Genomic DNA, 16,367 nt, shown 5'->3' with positions numbered 1-16,367 from the left:
TTATTTTTAATAGCCATATTATTATATACCTACAAGGTTTTGAAAACCTTGCAGGAAACTAAAAATCAATCTCTACACAAATACCAATATGGTCGCTTAGTTTTTTGCCTTCGTTAAATACAGAAGTCAGGATTTTTGCAGAGCCTAAGTAATCAATACTTAAAATTATATGATCAACATTATCAGCTATAGGAGCCGTAATGTTGGTCATTTTTTTTTTATCAAAATAATCAATTAAAGTATTCCGTGCTGCATGGCTGGGGTAGGTATAACCCGAAAATGTAGTATTTAAGTCGCCGATAATACAGGTGGGGCAATCGTATAGTAACGTTTTAAAATCTGACATTTGACCCAATATATCCTGTTTAAAACGTTCTCCTATACCGCCAAATACTCCGGTTATGGTTGCATAAATCCTTAACGGGCCTAATGTTGTTGCTACGTCTGCACAAACACTGGTATAATCATCATACGTTTTGTGGGTTTGAATAATAGGATATTTAGAAAACAAGGTAACCCTGTTTTCTCCCTCTTTATATTTAATACCATCGTGAAACGAGGACAGGGCAAAGGTCTGTACAGAATTGTAACTATTTCCCGGATTAATTTGTGCTGAGGTTTCAGTCAAAACAATAATATCGGCATCATAACTATCAATAATAGCAAGCACTGCCTCTTTAAAGGCAGGGCGTTTAAGGCGTTCTATATTCCAGTTAAGTATCTTCATAAAATAAGAAATCCCCGAATTATAAGTTCGGGGATTTAGTTATGTAATCAGCCGGATATTACTCGTTAGTAATAATCCATTCGCCGGTTAATAAAAGGGCTTCGGCTTTTTTAAATTTCATGGTTTCGGTTTTGCCGCTCATTACATGCTTAAGCGTAACATTATCGTTACGGTTAATTTTTGGTGCATCTCTTGTAATGGTCTCGGTTACCTGTGGGCGTGACTGACTTTGTTGCGATACCTCACGGGCTTTGGCAGCCATTTCATCGGTATTCATAACTTCGTCTTTAATCTCAATGTATTCTTCCTGCTGACGGATTGGCTGTCTTGCCTCCTGTATGTTGTTAGAGTTTTGAGAAGGAAGATCGGCCTTGAAAAGGAACGATATTACATCTTTATTAATGCTGTCTATTGTTTTCTTAAACAGGTTAAAGGCTTCGAACTTATAAATAAGCAGCGGGTCTTTTTGCTCGTGAACGGCTAACTGAACCGATTGCTTAAGCTCGTCCATTTTGCGAAGGTGCTTTTTCCAGGCCTCATCGATAATAGAAAGCGTAATGTTTTTCTCGAAATCAGTTATTAACGATTTACCTTCGGTTTCATACGCCTTATCAAGGTTGGTTACCACATTAAGGGTTTTAATGCCATCGGTAAACGGAACCACGATGCGCTCGTACTGGCCGTTGTTGTTTTCGTAAACATTTTTAATTACCACAAAAGCTTCGGTAGCGTTGCGCTCGTTACGCTCTGTATAAGCATCAAGTACCGCTTTGTAAACTTTACCTGTAAGCTCCCTGTCGGTTAGCCTTGTAAAATCAGACTCGCTAATTGGAGAGCTGATAGAGAAGATGCGTATAAGGTCGAACTCAAAGTTTTTAAAGTCGTTTGTAGGCTTGTTAACTTCGATAATAAGCTCGGCAGTATCGTACATCATGTTGGCTAAGTCTACTTTAAGGCGCTCGCCATGCAAAGCATGCTTACGGCGTTTGTAAACCACCTCGCGTTGCGAGTTCATAATATCGTCGTACTCAAGCAAACGCTTACGAACACCAAAGTTGTTCTCTTCTACTTTTTTCTGTGCACGCTCTATAGATTTTGTCATCATAGAGTGCTGTATAACTTCGCCTTCTTTAAGGCCCATACGGTCCATTATTTTGGCAACCCTTTCAGAGCCAAATAAACGCATTAGGTTATCTTCAAGAGAAACGTAGAACTGAGAGCTTCCCGGATCTCCCTGACGACCGGCACGGCCTCGCAGCTGCCTGTCTACACGCCTTGAATCATGGCGCTCTGTACCAATAATTGCCAAACCACCTGCGGCCTTAACCTCTGGGGTAAGCTTAATATCGGTACCACGGCCTGCCATGTTGGTAGCAATGGTTACCACACCCGGCTTACCGGCTTCGGCAACAATATCGGCCTCTTTTTTGTGCAATTTAGCATTTAGTACATTGTGTGCAACATTACGCATTTTAAGCATACGGCTTAAAAGCTCTGATATCTCTACCGATGTTGTACCAATAAGTACCGGCCTTCCGGCTGCCGAAAGTTCGCTAACGTCTTCTATAACGGCATTGAACTTTTCGCGCATTGTTTTGTATATAAGGTCGTGCTGGTCTTTACGGGCCATACCTCTGTTTGTAGGTATCTCTACCACATCCAGTTTGTATATTTCCCAGAACTCGCCCGCCTCTGTAACCGCAGTACCCGTCATACCGGCAAGTTTGCTGTACATCCTGAAATAGTTTTGCAGGGTAATGGTAGCAAACGTTTGGGTAGCAGCCTCAATTTTTACATTTTCTTTAGCCTCAATAGCCTGGTGTAGTCCGTCTGAGTAACGACGGCCATCCATAATACGGCCTGTTTGCTCATCTACTATCATGATTTTGTTTTCCATGATAACATACTCCACATCTTTTTCAAAAAGCGTGTAGGCTTTTAAAAGCTGTGTAAGTGTGTGGATGCGCTCGCTTTTAATAGAAAAGTCTTTAAACAGTTCTTCTTTAGCTTCGGTCTCAACTTCTTTATCCAGTTTTTTCTTTTCGATGTTGGCAATCTCGGTACCAATATCCGGAAGAACGAAAAAGTCGTTATCGGTATCCTGAGAAAGGAATTTGATACCGTTATCTGTAAGTTCTACCTGGTTGTTTTTTTCTTCGATTACAAAGTAAAGGGCTTCGTCAACCTTGTGCATGTCGCGGTTGTTATCGGCCATATAGGTGTTTTCGGTTTTTTGAAGCAATTGCTTGTTACCGTCTTCACTCAATACTTTAATAAGCGCTTTATTTTTAGGAAGTCCGCGGTGTACCCTTAGTAAAAGAAAACCGGCTTCTTTAGTTTTGCCCTCTTTAAGCAGTTTTTTAGCCTCGGCTAAAACACCGTTAAGCAATGTACGCTGCAGGTTAACAAGGTGGTCTACCTTTGGCTTAAGCTCGTTAAACTCGTGGCGGTCGCCCTGCGGAACCGGACCCGAGATAATTAGAGGCGTACGGGCATCATCTACTAATACTGAATCGACCTCATCTACAATTGCGTAGTTGTGCTTGCGCTGAACTAAGTCGTTTGGCGAATGTGCCATGTTATCCCTAAGGTAGTCAAAACCAAATTCGTTATTGGTACCGTAAGTAATATCTGCTGCGTAAGCTTTACGGCGCGCATCAGAGTTTGGCTGGTGGTTATCGATACAGTCTACTGTAATACCGTGAAATTCGAACAATGGCGCTTTCCAGGTACTATCCCTTTTTGCAAGGTAGTCATTCACGGTTACAAGGTGTACACCGTTGCCTGTAAGTGCGTTTAGGTAAAGCGGCAGGGTAGCCACAAGGGTTTTACCTTCACCGGTTTGCATTTCAGATATTTTACCCTGGTGCAAAACAATACCGCCAATAAGCTGTACGTCGTAGTGTATCATGTCCCAGGTCATTTCTTTACCTGCGGCATTCCATGTGTTGGCCCATGTAGAGGTGTTGCCGTTAATACTAATGTATGGCTTGGTAGCCGATAGCTCCATATCTTTTTCTGTAGCGGTAACCGTTATAGACGTGTTTTCTTTAAAACGGCGTGCGGTTTCTTTAACCACAGCAAAAGCTTCCGGAAGTATTTGCAATAATGCTTTTTCAGAAAGGTCGTAAGCTTCTTTTTCAAGAGCATCTATAGAAGCATAGATATCCTCACGTGCATCAATATCGGCTGTTTTTTCTACCTCTTCAAGGTAAGAAGCAATTTTAGCGTCTTTTTCGGCACGGGCTTTACGAATGGTATCTTTAAAATAGATAGTCTTTGCCCTTAGGTCATCATGCGATAGCTGTGTTAAGGCCCCCTCGAACGACTTTATTTTGTCTACGAGTGGCTGTATGGCCTTTACGTCTTTTTGCGACTTATCGCCCACAAAGGCTTTAAGTATGCTGTTTATTAAACTCATTATATTTGTAATTACGTATATTTAAACTATATAGGTGCAAATTTAACCAAAAAAAAAGCCTCCTGAAAGAAGACTTTTCAATTGATTCTATTTTTGCTTAGTATTCATCCTCGTTCCAAAGATAATCTTCGTCTGTTGGATAATCTGGCCAAATTTCTTCCATAGACTCGTAGATCTCTCCCTCGTCTTCAATGGATTGCAGGTTTTCTACGACCTCAAGCGGAGCCCCAGTCCTGATGGCGTAATCAATTAGCTCATCTTTGGTAGCCGGCCACGGTGCATCACTTAAATAAGATGCTAATTCTAATGTCCAATACATCTTCTAAACGATTAAAGTTTATGCAAAAATAAATTTTCTACTGAAATTGTCAAGTAAAAAGTTGTTTATTTTCAATAAAAAAATTAAGAACGTGTTTTTTTGAGTTTTCAGTCGCAGTCGCAGTTATCAGTTTAGAAGCTGTAAACGCATTAGTTGCAACTCATTTACTACTGCCAACTGAGACTGGATACTGTAAACTAATACTTTTTCGGTATCCATTTTACTTCATCGGCATGCAGATCATGTGACAACTTTCGTGCCAACACAAAAAGATAGTCAGAAAGGCGGTTTAGGTAGGTTAAAACCAGCTCATCGGTAGGTTCTAACTCGTGTAAATGTACCGAAAGGCGCTCTGCACGGCGGCAAACACAGCGCGCTATATGACAGTATGACACCGTTGTGTGCCCGCCGGGCAGTACAAAATGTGTCATAGGTTCCAGCTCGCTTTCCATAGTGTCTATCTCGTTTTCAAGAAGTTCGACATCGGCATCGGTAATTTTTGGTATGTTTAGGCGCTCTTTGCCGTTTTTAAGTATAGTCTTTTCGGGGTCTGTTGCCAATATGGCACCTAAAGTAAAGAGCCTGTCCTGCACGCGCTCCAGTATTTTCTTATAATTGGGGTTGATATCCTGGTCGCGAATAAGCCCAATATGCGAATTTAGCTCGTCTACCGTGCCGTAGCTCTCTATACGTATGTGGTGTTTGGGCACGCGGGTGCCACCAAAAAGGGCAGTAGTGCCTTTATCGCCGGTTTTAGTGTATACTTTCATGTTGGATTTCAGATTTTAGATTTCAGAATTCAGATTGAGCTGCCGATGAGGGTAATCTGAAATTTGAATGTTACTATGTTTTGATATTCAGATTTTAGACTTTAGAATAGGAGTGAAGCTCAATCTGAATTCTGAAATCTAAAATCTGAAATCTAATATTATTTATGCGGATTAGGATTTACATTGTCGCTTTCTATAATGCCATCTCTAAGGCGGATAACGCGGTGGGCGTAGGCGGCAATGTCTTCTTCGTGGGTTACTAAAATAACGGTGTTGCCATTGGCGTGTATGTCGTTAAACAGGGCCATGATCTCTACCGATGTTTTACTGTCCAGGTTACCTGTAGGCTCATCGGCAAGGATGATGGACGGGCGGTTAACCAGTGCGCGTGCCACAGCAACCCTTTGGCGCTGGCCACCCGAAAGCTGGTTGGGCTTGTGGTCCATACGGTCGGCCAGGCTTACCTGTTTTAAAACTTCGGTAGCGCGGGCCTCTCGCTCGGGTTTTTTGTAGCCGGCATATACCATAGGCAGGGCAACATTGTCTAAAGCCGTGGTTCTTGGCAGCAGGTTAAAAGTCTGGAAAACAAAGCCAATTTCTTTATTACGAATTTCGGCCAACTCATCGTCGCTCATTTTACTAACGTCTTTACCGTTTAGTATATAATGGCCCGATGTTGGGGTGTCCAGGCAGCCCAGTAAATTCATAAGTGTACTCTTGCCGGAACCCGAAGGCCCCATAAGCGCCACATACTCGCCTTTATTAATAGTAAGGTTTATGCCCTTAAGTACCTTTACAATCTCGCTGCCCAGCGGAAAATCGCGGGTTATGCCTTTTATATCTATTATAGCCTGTGCCATGCCTGTTTTATTTTGAGGCTTAAAAGTAAACAATTTTTTTAAGTGGTGATAAGTTCAGGGTTTAGTGTTTGGGTTTTCGGGTTAAACTTACTCATAACTCTTAACTCAAAACTCAAAACCCGTAACTCTTAAACATAGCTTAGCCACCATTTTTTATTGTTGCTCTTGTAGTTATTATACCATCGGCTGGGGTAGTAGCAAATAACCAGTACCAGCAGCCATAGCAGGTATATAATGCCCAGCGAGTAGCCAAAATTTTCTCGTGGCCTAAAGCCAAAAGCCATTTGTAACTTAAAGTTATCGGCAAATTCGTAGCCTTCGGCATAAAATACCACTACGCATAAAAGGTGAATTACATATACATGCAGCAGATAGTAGAAAAAGGGTACACGGCCAAAAACATTCATTATGCCGGTAAATTTATTCTGAATGTTTTCTAACGCTGCGAGTGCCAGTAGGGCCGGGCCAAGCGTCATGCAGGCATACATTAATGATGGCGGATATTTGGTAACGTTTAAAAACGAGAGTACTGTGTAAACCGGAATCGCCTGCGCCGACCACGGTTGTAAGTCGCCATAATTATTAATAAATCGTAATACTATAAAGAGTGCAATTAAGGATAATCCGAATGTGACTAAAGCTTTTTTACGTTGCTGTGCAGTATAAACTGCTGTGTTGTACCACTTGCCAATGGCAAAGCCGAGGAGCATAATTCCCGTCCACGGTAAAACGGCATAAGCGCTTATAAAGTTAAACGGCCCTACAGTGTAGGGGGCAAAGTTGGTTACTATAAGCAGGTTGGCGGCAGCATCTAAATCAGGGTCGGCAATGGTGGCGTGGTCCATAAGGTTATGGAAGAGCGTAATAATAATGCCCAATGCAGCCAGCACCCGGTAATTGAAGAATATAAGGCCGGATAAAATTACCATACTGCACCCAATGGCCCAGATTACCTGTAAAAAGAACAGCCTGAAAAAATAATCAAAACTCCACCCAAAGCCCACAAGGGTAAGTTCGGCAATAATAAGCCAGAGGCCACGGGTAAATAAAAACCACGCCAGCTCTTTTTTAGTCTTCCTGATGCTTTGCAGGTAAATGGATGCACCCGACAGAAACACAAACGTAGGTGCACAAAAATGGGTTATCCACCGGGTAAAAAATAAAAAGGGTGTGGTGGTAGCCATGCTGGTAGGGTCCTCGGTCATGGCATCTATGTGTAAAAAGTCGCGGGTATGGTCTAAAGCCATCAGCGCCATAATAATGCCCCTAAGCACGTCTATACTTTGTATGCGTTTGGTAATGGTATTCATAAGTGTTTGGTTTGCAGTGGTAAATATAATTCAAACAATGTAATTTATGATATCAATTGTTAAAATTATCCTATCAAACTTTACACTTGTCTGTAGGGTAAAATTACAAAAATGACAAAAAGTCATTAAAAGCGACATTTTGTCATTAAAAAATACTTTGGAATGTAAATTGACTATAACCTATCAAATCGAAAATAATATTTCAAACTAAAACATAATAAAAATGAACTTAGTAAAACGTCATTACAGCAACACAGATCAATTATTTAAAGACTTATTAGGTGGTACACAATACATACAAAAAACAGTACCGGCCGTAAATATTAAAGAAACCGAGCAGTTTTTTGCCTTAGAGCTTGTGGCTCCCGGATTTAAAAAAGAAGATTTTAATATAGAGGTAGATGATAAACTGCTTACTATATCATCTGAAGTTAAAAAAGAAACTACCGAAGCCGAGGCCGAAGTTAAGTTTACTAAAAGGGAATTTGTAAAGGCTTCATTTAAAAGGTCGTTTACATTGCCCGATACCATTAACGAGCAGGAAATTAATGCTGCTTACCAGGATGGTATCTTAAAAGTTACGCTGCCTAAAAAAGAGGTATCGCAACAAAATACAAAAAGGTTAATAGAGATTTCATAATTATTGGTTTGGTTGGTTAAAGGGCGTTCCTGCTGCGGCAGGGGCGCTTTTTTTTATTTTATAAACCTTGCAGGAAAATACACTATTAAATAAAAAAAGAAATACATTATTGCCTTATTTTACTGCATAATATTTAGCAAATTGGCACTTTTTTTTATTTTAAAGCATATCCTTTCCAATTGCGGTATGGTTAAAATTAGCAAATTACTATCTTTGCCAAATGCAGTTATCTATAATTATCCTTAACTACAACGTCCGCTACTTTTTAGAGCTCTGTGTACTTAGTGTACAACAGGCTATTAAAGGTATTGATGCAGAGATAATTGTGGTGGATAATAATTCGCCCGACAATAGTTGCGCGATGATGAAAGAGCGCTTTCCGGAAATTACGCTGATAGAAAATAACGAGAATTCCGGCTTCCCGAAAGGTAATAATATTGGTGTTGCTACCGCAAAAGGCAAATATATTTGCATATTAAACCCCGATACGGTGGTTGCCGAAGATACTTTTTCTAAAATTTTGGCTTTTGCCGAAAGCCAGAAAGATTTTGGTATTGCCGGCGCCAAACTGGTAGACGGCCGCGGCCATTTTTTACCCGAAAGCAAACGCGGGGTGCCAACGCCCTGGGTGGCCTTTACTAAAATTGGCAGCCTGTACAAACTTTTGCCCAAGCAGCAAATTTTTAACCGTTATTATGCACAGCACCTTCAGGAAAACCAAACCGGCAAGGTAGATATACTGGTGGGCTGCTTTATGGTAATGCGCCGCGAACTGTATTTAGAAGTTGGTGGTTTTGATGAAGACTGTTTTATGTACAGCGATGATATAGACCTGTCGTACACCATACTTAAAAAAGGGCTGCGCAATTACTATTTTGCCGATACGGCCATAATTCACTACAAAGGCGAAAGCACTGTAAAAGACGGAACCTACATGAAGCGTTTTAGGGAGGCTATGCAGTTTTTCTATCAAAAACACTTTAGGAGGTCGCCACAGTTTGATTTGCTAATGCGCGTGGGCACGCTGTTTTTTGCCATGGCAAAGAAAAACAAGAAGTCGCACCAGTACATTCCGCAGCATTATATATTAATATCCGAAGACGAATTTTTAAGGCAGTCGCTACAGGGGCAGCTTAATAAAAATGTAATACTTACCGACCTGGTTGCCCAGGAAGCCTTATTTTTACGTAACAATAAAACCGAAATTATTTTTGATAATGATTTTGTGAGCTTTTCGCAGATGATTGCCTTTATGGAAAAATACAGAGACCTGAATTTTACCTATAAGATAAAACCTGCCGGATCTGCCTTTATTATTGGCAGTAACAGCAGCAGCGACAGGGGCGATGTGCTTTTATTGCAGGGAATTGACGTAAAAAGCGTCAAAAATTATTGACAAAAAAGTATTAAGTCGATTTTTTTATTAATTTCGCAAGTATAAATACCAAATTTACCTTTAGGTTATTGATATGGCAAAATTTGAACTGAAATTACCCAAAATGGGCGAAAGCGTTGCAGAGGCAACCATTACCAACTGGCTAAAAAAGGTGGGCGACCACATTGCGGCCGATGAGGCTGTACTGGAAATTGCTACAGATAAGGTAGACTCAGAGGTGCCATCGGAGGTATCGGGTATCTTGTCTGAAATACTTTTTAAAGAGAATGATGTGGTTTTGGTAGGGCAAACCATTGCCTATATAGAAACCGAAGGCGGCGTGGTGGTAGATGCACCAAGCGAGGCTACTACGGCTGCAAACGTTGATATTACTGCCGTAGAAAAAACTTTTGAAGCAGCTAAACAACTGGTAGCAACACCCGAAGATTTTTCGGCTTCAGAAAAATTTTATTCGCCACTGGTAAAAAACATAGCTAAAGAAGAAGGTATCTCTTTTGCCGAACTGGAAGCCCTAACCGGCACCGGTAAAGACGGCAGGGTTACTAAAACAGATATATTGGAGTACGTTTCTAAAAAACAAGATCCAAATTTCAAAACACAAACAGCTGCTCAACCAACAACCAACAGCCAACAACCGGCAACTAATAGCCAACAACCAGCAACTGCTCAAAAAGCTGCACCGGTATCGGTTAACGGCCAGGACGAGGTGGTAGAGATGGATCGTATGCGTAAGCTAATCTCCGGCTACATGGTGCAGAGTGTGCAAACATCGGCACACGTACAGTCGTTTATAGAGGTAGATGTGACTAATATTGTAAAATGGAGGGATAAGGTTAAAACGGCTTTCGAAAAACGCGAAGGCGAAAAACTAACCTATACCCCGATATTTATGGAAGCGGTAGCCAAAGCGCTTAAAGACTTTCCGGGTATGAACATCTCTGTAGATGGCGATTACATTATTAAAAAGAAAAATATAAACCTGGGTATGGCTGCGGCCCTGCCTAATGGCAACCTTATTGTTCCGGTTATTAAAAATGCCGATCAGCTAAACCTTGTAGGTATGGCAAAAGCGGTTAACGACCTTGGTAACCGCGCAAAAGCAGGTAAGCTTAAACCGGATGATACACAAGGTGGTACCTATACCGTAACCAACGTGGGTACGTTTGGCAGTGTGTTTGGTACGCCAATTATAAACCAGCCGCAGGTGGGCATCCTTGCATTAGGGGCCATACGTAAAGTGCCTGCTGTTATAGAAACCCCTGAGGGCGATTTTATAGGCATCCGCCAGAAAATGTTCCTTTCGCACAGTTACGACCACAGGGTGGTAGATGGTGCTCTGGGAGGATCGTTCGTAAAACGCGTTGCCGAATACCTGGAGGCTTTTGATGCCAACAGAGATTACTAAAAATCAGCAAAATAAATATACCTGAAGTCCCGCCATTGGCGGGACTTTTTTTGTACTATTGCAGCATAAACTCCCTCATTTTATGAAATGTACAATTACCACGTTGCTTACAGCAGTAATATTGATGTTTTCTTTAATAGCCACTGCTCAGGACGGTAGTGTAGATGCAACTTTTAATCCTACAGATTCAGGCTCTTTTAACGGTGTTTCAACGGGTATAGGTGCAATGGCGTTACAACCCGATGGTAAACTTATTGTCACTGCGGGAAGCGAGGTTTACCTTGGGGCTTTTAATGTAATAATTAAACGCATTAATGCAGATGAATCTGTTGATTTAAGCTTTAATTCTGGGGTTGGTGTTAATGGCTCAATAGCCAGCCTGGTACTATTGCCTGAAGGGAAAATATTAATTGCAGGAAGCTTTACAACCTATAATAATATACCCTGCGGAAGGATAGCCCGTTTAAATTCTGACGGAAGCCTTGATACTACATTTAATCAGGGCGGTTTAGGTGCTAACGAATTTATAAATGCTACTGCTGTTTCTCCAGATGGTAAAATTATTATAGCCGGATATTTTACACAATATAATGGCCTTCCGTATATTACTATTGCGCGATTAAATAGCGATGGTACGGCTGATACCACTTTTAATCCGGGTACGGCAGCAGGATCAGGCAATCCTTTGTTGGATGTTGCCGTTCAGGCCGATGGCAAGATCGTGACGGTAGGAAATTTTATTTCTTTTGGTGGGTTTACTACAAAAGGTTTGGTAAGGCTAAACCAGGATGGTAGTGTTGATACTGGCTTTGTGCATAATTATCCTGGCACAGGTTTGTATAAAGTGGTTGTACAAAATGATGGAAAGATAGTAGTTGTAGGTTTTTCCGGAACAGAAAGTGAACCGGCAGACCAAATTTACCGTTACCATGCCAATGGTAATCAGGATACTTCTTTTGTACTTACTAATAATTTAAGCATTAACTCGATTACTGAATTAAAACTTCAGCCGGATAATAAAATACTATTGTCAGTTAACAATAATTCAAATGAAAGTAACACGGTTATCAGGCTAAATGAAAACGGCAGTTCAGATACTTCTTATGCTATATCCTATATAAATGGTGACGTTTTTTGTATTGAACTTACGCCACAAGGCAGCATTTTTCTTGCTGGCTCATTTAATGCATATAACGGTATAGCCGATAATAATTTGATGCTGCTTAACCCTGATGGTAGTAAGGATAATAGTTTTGATACAGGTGCATCGGCACTTACCGGCGCTGATGGGCTTGTTTATCGTGTTGTTAAACAAAATGACGATAAACTTATAATTGTAGGCGATTTTTATACGTATAACGGCGTGTCAAGGCGCGGTATAGTAAGATTGCTTGAAGATGGGGCTATAGATACCGGATTTAATCCCGGTAGCGGTGTTAATGGCAGGATAGAGCAAATAAAATTAACCCAGGATGGTAAAATTGTAATTGCGGGTAATTTTACTTCATATAATAATGTACCGGTTAATAATATGGCGCGTATAAATGCCGACGGTAGCCTTGATGTAAGTTTTACAGCAGCAGTGTTCGAAAATATCTATTATCCTCAATATTCAATTTCGGCACTTAATGTACTGCCTGATGGAAGTATTTTAGTTGGCGGCCCTTTTTTATCGTATGGAGGTGTGCCCTGTGGTAAAATGGTAAAACTTACTAACACTGGTGCGTTAGATGGTACTTTTAATTCTGATTTTTTTACAGGTTCTTCAGATAAATTAATTAGTGAAATAGTAGTTCTTCCTAATGAGAACAGAATTCTGGTAGCGGGTAGTAATTCGTCCGTAGCACTTCAAAACACGATAGTTAAAATTGATTACAATGGCATTGTAGATGCATCGTTTACGCCAATAACCAGTCAGTGGGTAAGAGATATTCAAAAAGTAAGCCTTCAGGCAGATGGTAAAATTTTAGTTTTTGGCTTGTATTTAAACGAGTCTGAAACCTTTAATACCCGTTTTATGAGGTTTAATGCCAATGGTACACCAGACATAGTTATATACAGCGAAAGTATTTTTGAATCGCCGTTTTTAGATTGTATTCTTGCCCAGCCCGATGGTAAAATACTTGTTAGCGGTGGGTTTGGCCCTGATTTTGCTCCACTGCCCGGCATAAGAATTATACGTTTAAATAATGATGGGAGTCCGGATGAAACGTTCGACACCGGTACTTCAACCTATTCTTACATAGGTGATATGGTGCTACAAGGGGATAAAGTGGTAATTGTGGGAAGCTTTGTGAATTTTGATGGTGTTGGCCGTAACAGGATAGCCCGTTTGTTTAGTAGCGGTGCGTTAAGCATTAATGCGCAACTGGCTGCCCCTAAAAACAACCTTGCAGTTTACACTCAGGACAATGTTTTAAACATTCAATCGTCTCAAAAAGTAATTGCATCGATTAGTGTGTTCGATTTGCAGGGCAGGCTGGTAGCAAGTCAAAATAATGTAAAGAGTAGTTTTACAGGTATTAAAAACATTAGTGCAGCGGCTAAAATACTAATAGTAAAAGTGCAGTACGCGGATAATACATCTCAAACTAAAAAAATCTATTACTAATAATTAGATAAGTATATGTAGAAAGTCCCGCCATTGGCGGGACTTTTTTGTGATATGAAAGTATGCTGTTAATTCTGTTTCTTCCCAACAACCTCTTCCTCATATTGTACACTTGCCCTTTTAAGCCGCTTTTGTATAAAGCTTTTAAGGTTGCGGGGTGCTAATACCTTTACGCATTCGCCAAAGCCTAAAATTTCTTTTTCCAGCTCAAAGTTAAGTACTACATCTATACGTATGGTAATGCCATTTTCGTTTTCGCTGAGCAGTTGCTGCGAGTGGTGCAGGGGCTTTGTAAGCACGTAGGGCGCGTTGGTTTTATCAAACTGGAGCACTACTTTTTGTGCCCTGTCTTTTTGCGATTTGGTAATGCCAATAAGGTCGTTAAAATACCGGTCGAAATCTACGCCGTTGTATTCTACAAAAAGCTCTTTAGTAAGTACATGAAATTCTACCATGCGGTCTAACGCCAGCGTTATTAAATACGGACTCTTTTTGCACTGCGCCACTAAGAACCAACGGTTGCGGTGCTCTTTAAGCAGGTAGGGGTAGTAAATTTCTTTACTTGGCTTTAATGCCCTGAACGACTGGTACTCTATAAGCAGCGGTGTTTTGCTAAGTATGGCCTGGTACAGCGGGTTAATGTGCTCTATGCCCTTAAGGTTCTTGTTATCTTCAAACTGAATGTAGTTTTTACTCTTATGCGCTGTTTTGTTTACGTTGTTTTCCAACTTGGCAATAAGGTCGCTCATCTCATCAAAGTAATTAAAACCGTTAAGCTGCTTAAGTACGCTTACAATTTCGCGCATCTTATCCATATCGGCTGTATTAACCGGCGATTTTGTAATGCTGTAGGCAGGGTCTTCGTAACTGTAAAATTTACGGTCGGTTACCATAATGGGGGCATTGTAGCCCAGGCGGTCGCTGCGCATAATTTGCAGGTCGGCCTGTATGGTGCGGCGGCTTACCCCGGTAGTAATACCCTCGTATTCGTAAAGCGCATCGGCTACTTTTTCTATAAGGTCTTCCAGGCTCCATTTTCTAAATCGGTTTTTAAGGCAGTCGTCTATGGTTTTATAGCGTAGCAGGGCAAGCTTATTTGTAGCCATTAGTGTAATAATTTGTGTTTAGGTGCTTTTGGTGCGCATCAAAAATAGCAAAATTTGCTTTTACTGCGCACTGTAGCTGCGCACTTACATTATTTAAAATTTTAAATGATGAATTTTAAATTTTAAATTATTGTAAATCAATGCAAAGTGAAATATTTTGAATTTTATTTTTACTGCGCAATTGTGTTGCGTAGTAGTGCGGCCATCTTTGCAATGTCAGGATGAGACAACAATTACTCTCCTGTAAAACAAGTACTAATAATAAACATTTGTAGTATGAAATTCAATTTTTTAAGCAAACTAAACAATGCAACGGTAAATTACCAGGGGGCTAAAGCTTATAAAATAACTCCCGAAACAGAATTGTATACCGCAGTGGTTACAACGGGTTTAAATGATTCATTTTACGAATTGGGAGACAACAGGCTGGAGCGTATTAAAAAGCTTATAAGCCAGTGCGACCCGGAGTTTGTTGCCAGGCTTGCCGTGTATGCCCGTACACAAATGCACCTTCGCTCTGTGCCAATGGTATTGGCGGTAGAGCTGGCCAAAGCGGCATCGGGCACATCGGCGGTAAGCAAAACGGTTAGTAATGTTGTACAGCGCGCCGACGAAATATGCGAACTTTTGGCCTACTACCAACTGGCTAATGCCAGAACGGGTACCAAAAAGCTAAACAGGCTATCTAAGCAGGTACAAAAAGGCTTAGCGGTATCATTCAATAAGTTTGATGAGTACCAGTTTGCCAAATACAACAGGAGTACCGATGTTAAGCTTAGGGATGCGCTGTTTTTGGTACACCCAAGGGCTAAAGACGATAATCAGCAGGCAGTGTTTAATAAAATAGCTGCCGATGCCCTTGCCACGCCGTACACCTGGGAGACGGAGCTGTCTGCCCTGGGCCAGCAAAGGTTTGAAAGCCCTGCGGCAAAAGCAGCTGCCTTTAAAACTAAATGGGAAGAATTAATAGCCAGTAAAAAAATGGGCTACATGGCGCTAATGCGCAACCTCCGCAATATACTGGATGCCGGGGTATCTGTAGCCCACCTGCAAATGGTTTGCAACTATCTGGCCAGCCCAACGGCGGTGGCAACATCTAAGCAACTGCCTTTTAGATTTCTTTCGGCTTACCGCGAGCTTAAAGGCCATAATTCGAACTTTACGTCGATGGTGCTGGATGCGCTGGAAGATGCCGTTATGCACAGCGCAAAAAACATACGGGGTTTTGGTTACAATACATCTGTAGTAATAGCGTGCGATGTTTCGGGCTCTATGCAGCAGCCGGTTTCTAAAAAAAGTACCGTTCAGTTGTACGATATTGGCCTTATGCTGGGCATGCTTATGCAAAGCCGATGCAAAAATGTGGTTAGCGGTATGTTTGGCAACACATGGAAAATAATAAATATGCCTAAGCGCAATGTACTGGCTAACGTTATGGAATACTATAAACGGGAGGGCGAAGTGGGTTATGCCACCAACGGCTATCTTGTTATAGACGACCTTATACGCCGAAAACTAATTGTAGATAAAGTAATGCTGTTTACCGATTTGCAACTGTATAACAGCAATATGAGCGGTTATAGCTTTGAGGTGTACTGGAAACGTTACAAAGCCATAGCACCCAATGCCAAACTGTATTTGTTTGACCTTGCCGGCCACGGTGCAACACCATTAGATATACGCCAGAACGATGTGTATTTAATAGCCGGCTGGAGCGATAAGATATTCGATATACTCGACTCTGTAGGTAATGCAGGTTCGGCAGTAGAGAAGATAAAAGCTTTAGAGTTGCAGTGATCAGT

12 protein-coding genes are annotated in these 16,367 nt (G+C 41.1%); 5 read left to right on the top strand and 7 right to left on the bottom strand.

The genetic code is table 11. From position 1 onward, the window contains the following. Window positions 1–58 precede the first annotated feature (58 nt). From G509_RS0119425 to G509_RS0119400, 6 genes are all read right to left on the bottom strand, one after another. Window positions 59–727: an endonuclease/exonuclease/phosphatase family protein gene (locus G509_RS0119425; RefSeq protein ID WP_026993059.1), complete on the bottom strand. Its 669-nt coding sequence runs from the start codon at window positions 725–727 to the stop codon at window positions 59–61. Between the two features lie 58 nt (window positions 728–785). Further along, window positions 786–4,148, bottom strand: coding sequence for a preprotein translocase subunit SecA (gene secA / locus G509_RS0119420; RefSeq protein WP_026993058.1), 3,363 nt, complete (start codon window positions 4,146–4,148; stop codon window positions 786–788). Window positions 4,149–4,245: 97 nt separating this feature from the next. Then, entirely contained in the window at window positions 4,246–4,467 is a 222-nt protein-coding gene (locus tag G509_RS0119415; RefSeq protein WP_002986941.1) for a DUF2795 domain-containing protein, read from the bottom strand. 197 nt (window positions 4,468–4,664) lie between these two features. Beyond that, a complete protein-coding gene (locus tag G509_RS0119410; protein ID WP_026993057.1) occupies window positions 4,665–5,237 on the bottom strand; it encodes a cob(I)yrinic acid a,c-diamide adenosyltransferase in 573 nt (190 codons plus the stop codon). Between the two features lie 158 nt (window positions 5,238–5,395). Further along, the gene (locus G509_RS0119405; RefSeq protein WP_026993056.1) at window positions 5,396–6,097 is read right to left on the bottom strand and encodes an ABC transporter ATP-binding protein; all 702 of its coding nucleotides are present in this window, start codon (window positions 6,095–6,097) and stop codon (window positions 5,396–5,398) included. A gap of 128 nt (window positions 6,098–6,225) precedes the next feature. Continuing rightward, on the bottom strand, window positions 6,226–7,407 hold the full coding sequence (locus G509_RS0119400; RefSeq protein ID WP_026993055.1) for an acetyltransferase domain-containing protein: 1,182 nt from the start codon (window positions 7,405–7,407) through the stop codon (window positions 6,226–6,228). 223 nt (window positions 7,408–7,630) lie between these two features. On the opposite strand from G509_RS0119400, the gene G509_RS0119395 reads away from it, so the two are divergent. From G509_RS0119395 to G509_RS0119380, 4 genes are all read left to right on the top strand, one after another. Then, window positions 7,631–8,047: an Hsp20/alpha crystallin family protein gene (locus G509_RS0119395; RefSeq protein WP_026993054.1), complete on the top strand. Its 417-nt coding sequence runs from the start codon at window positions 7,631–7,633 to the stop codon at window positions 8,045–8,047. Window positions 8,048–8,267: 220 nt separating this feature from the next. Further along, window positions 8,268–9,443 carry a glycosyltransferase family 2 protein gene (locus G509_RS0119390; protein WP_026993053.1) on the top strand — a complete coding sequence of 392 codons (1,176 nt, stop codon included), beginning with the start codon at window positions 8,268–8,270 and terminating at the stop codon, window positions 9,441–9,443. A gap of 73 nt (window positions 9,444–9,516) precedes the next feature. After that, window positions 9,517–10,848, top strand: a complete 1,332-nt coding sequence (locus tag G509_RS0119385) for a dihydrolipoamide acetyltransferase family protein (RefSeq protein WP_026993052.1) — start codon at window positions 9,517–9,519, stop codon at window positions 10,846–10,848. An 82-nt stretch (window positions 10,849–10,930) separates the two neighbouring features. After that, a complete protein-coding gene (locus G509_RS0119380; RefSeq protein WP_026993051.1) occupies window positions 10,931–13,459 on the top strand; it encodes a hypothetical protein in 2,529 nt (842 codons plus the stop codon). Window positions 13,460–13,527: 68 nt separating this feature from the next. Here G509_RS0119380 and G509_RS0119375 read toward each other — a convergent pair whose 3' ends face one another. Next, on the bottom strand, window positions 13,528–14,565 hold the full coding sequence (locus G509_RS0119375) for a helix-turn-helix transcriptional regulator (RefSeq protein ID WP_026993050.1): 1,038 nt from the start codon (window positions 14,563–14,565) through the stop codon (window positions 13,528–13,530). A 276-nt stretch (window positions 14,566–14,841) separates the two neighbouring features. On the opposite strand from G509_RS0119375, the gene G509_RS0119370 reads away from it, so the two are divergent. Continuing rightward, window positions 14,842–16,362, top strand: coding sequence for a TROVE domain-containing protein (locus tag G509_RS0119370; RefSeq protein WP_026993049.1), 1,521 nt, complete (start codon window positions 14,842–14,844; stop codon window positions 16,360–16,362). The last annotated feature ends 5 nt before the right edge of the window (window positions 16,363–16,367 follow it).

The sequence above is a fragment of the Flavobacterium subsaxonicum WB 4.1-42 = DSM 21790 genome (genome assembly GCF_000422725.1).
Lineage (GTDB): Bacteria > Bacteroidota > Bacteroidia > Flavobacteriales > Flavobacteriaceae > Flavobacterium > Flavobacterium subsaxonicum.
Note: the sequence above shows the minus strand (reverse complement) of the source record. Positions and strands in the feature narration are given on the sequence as shown.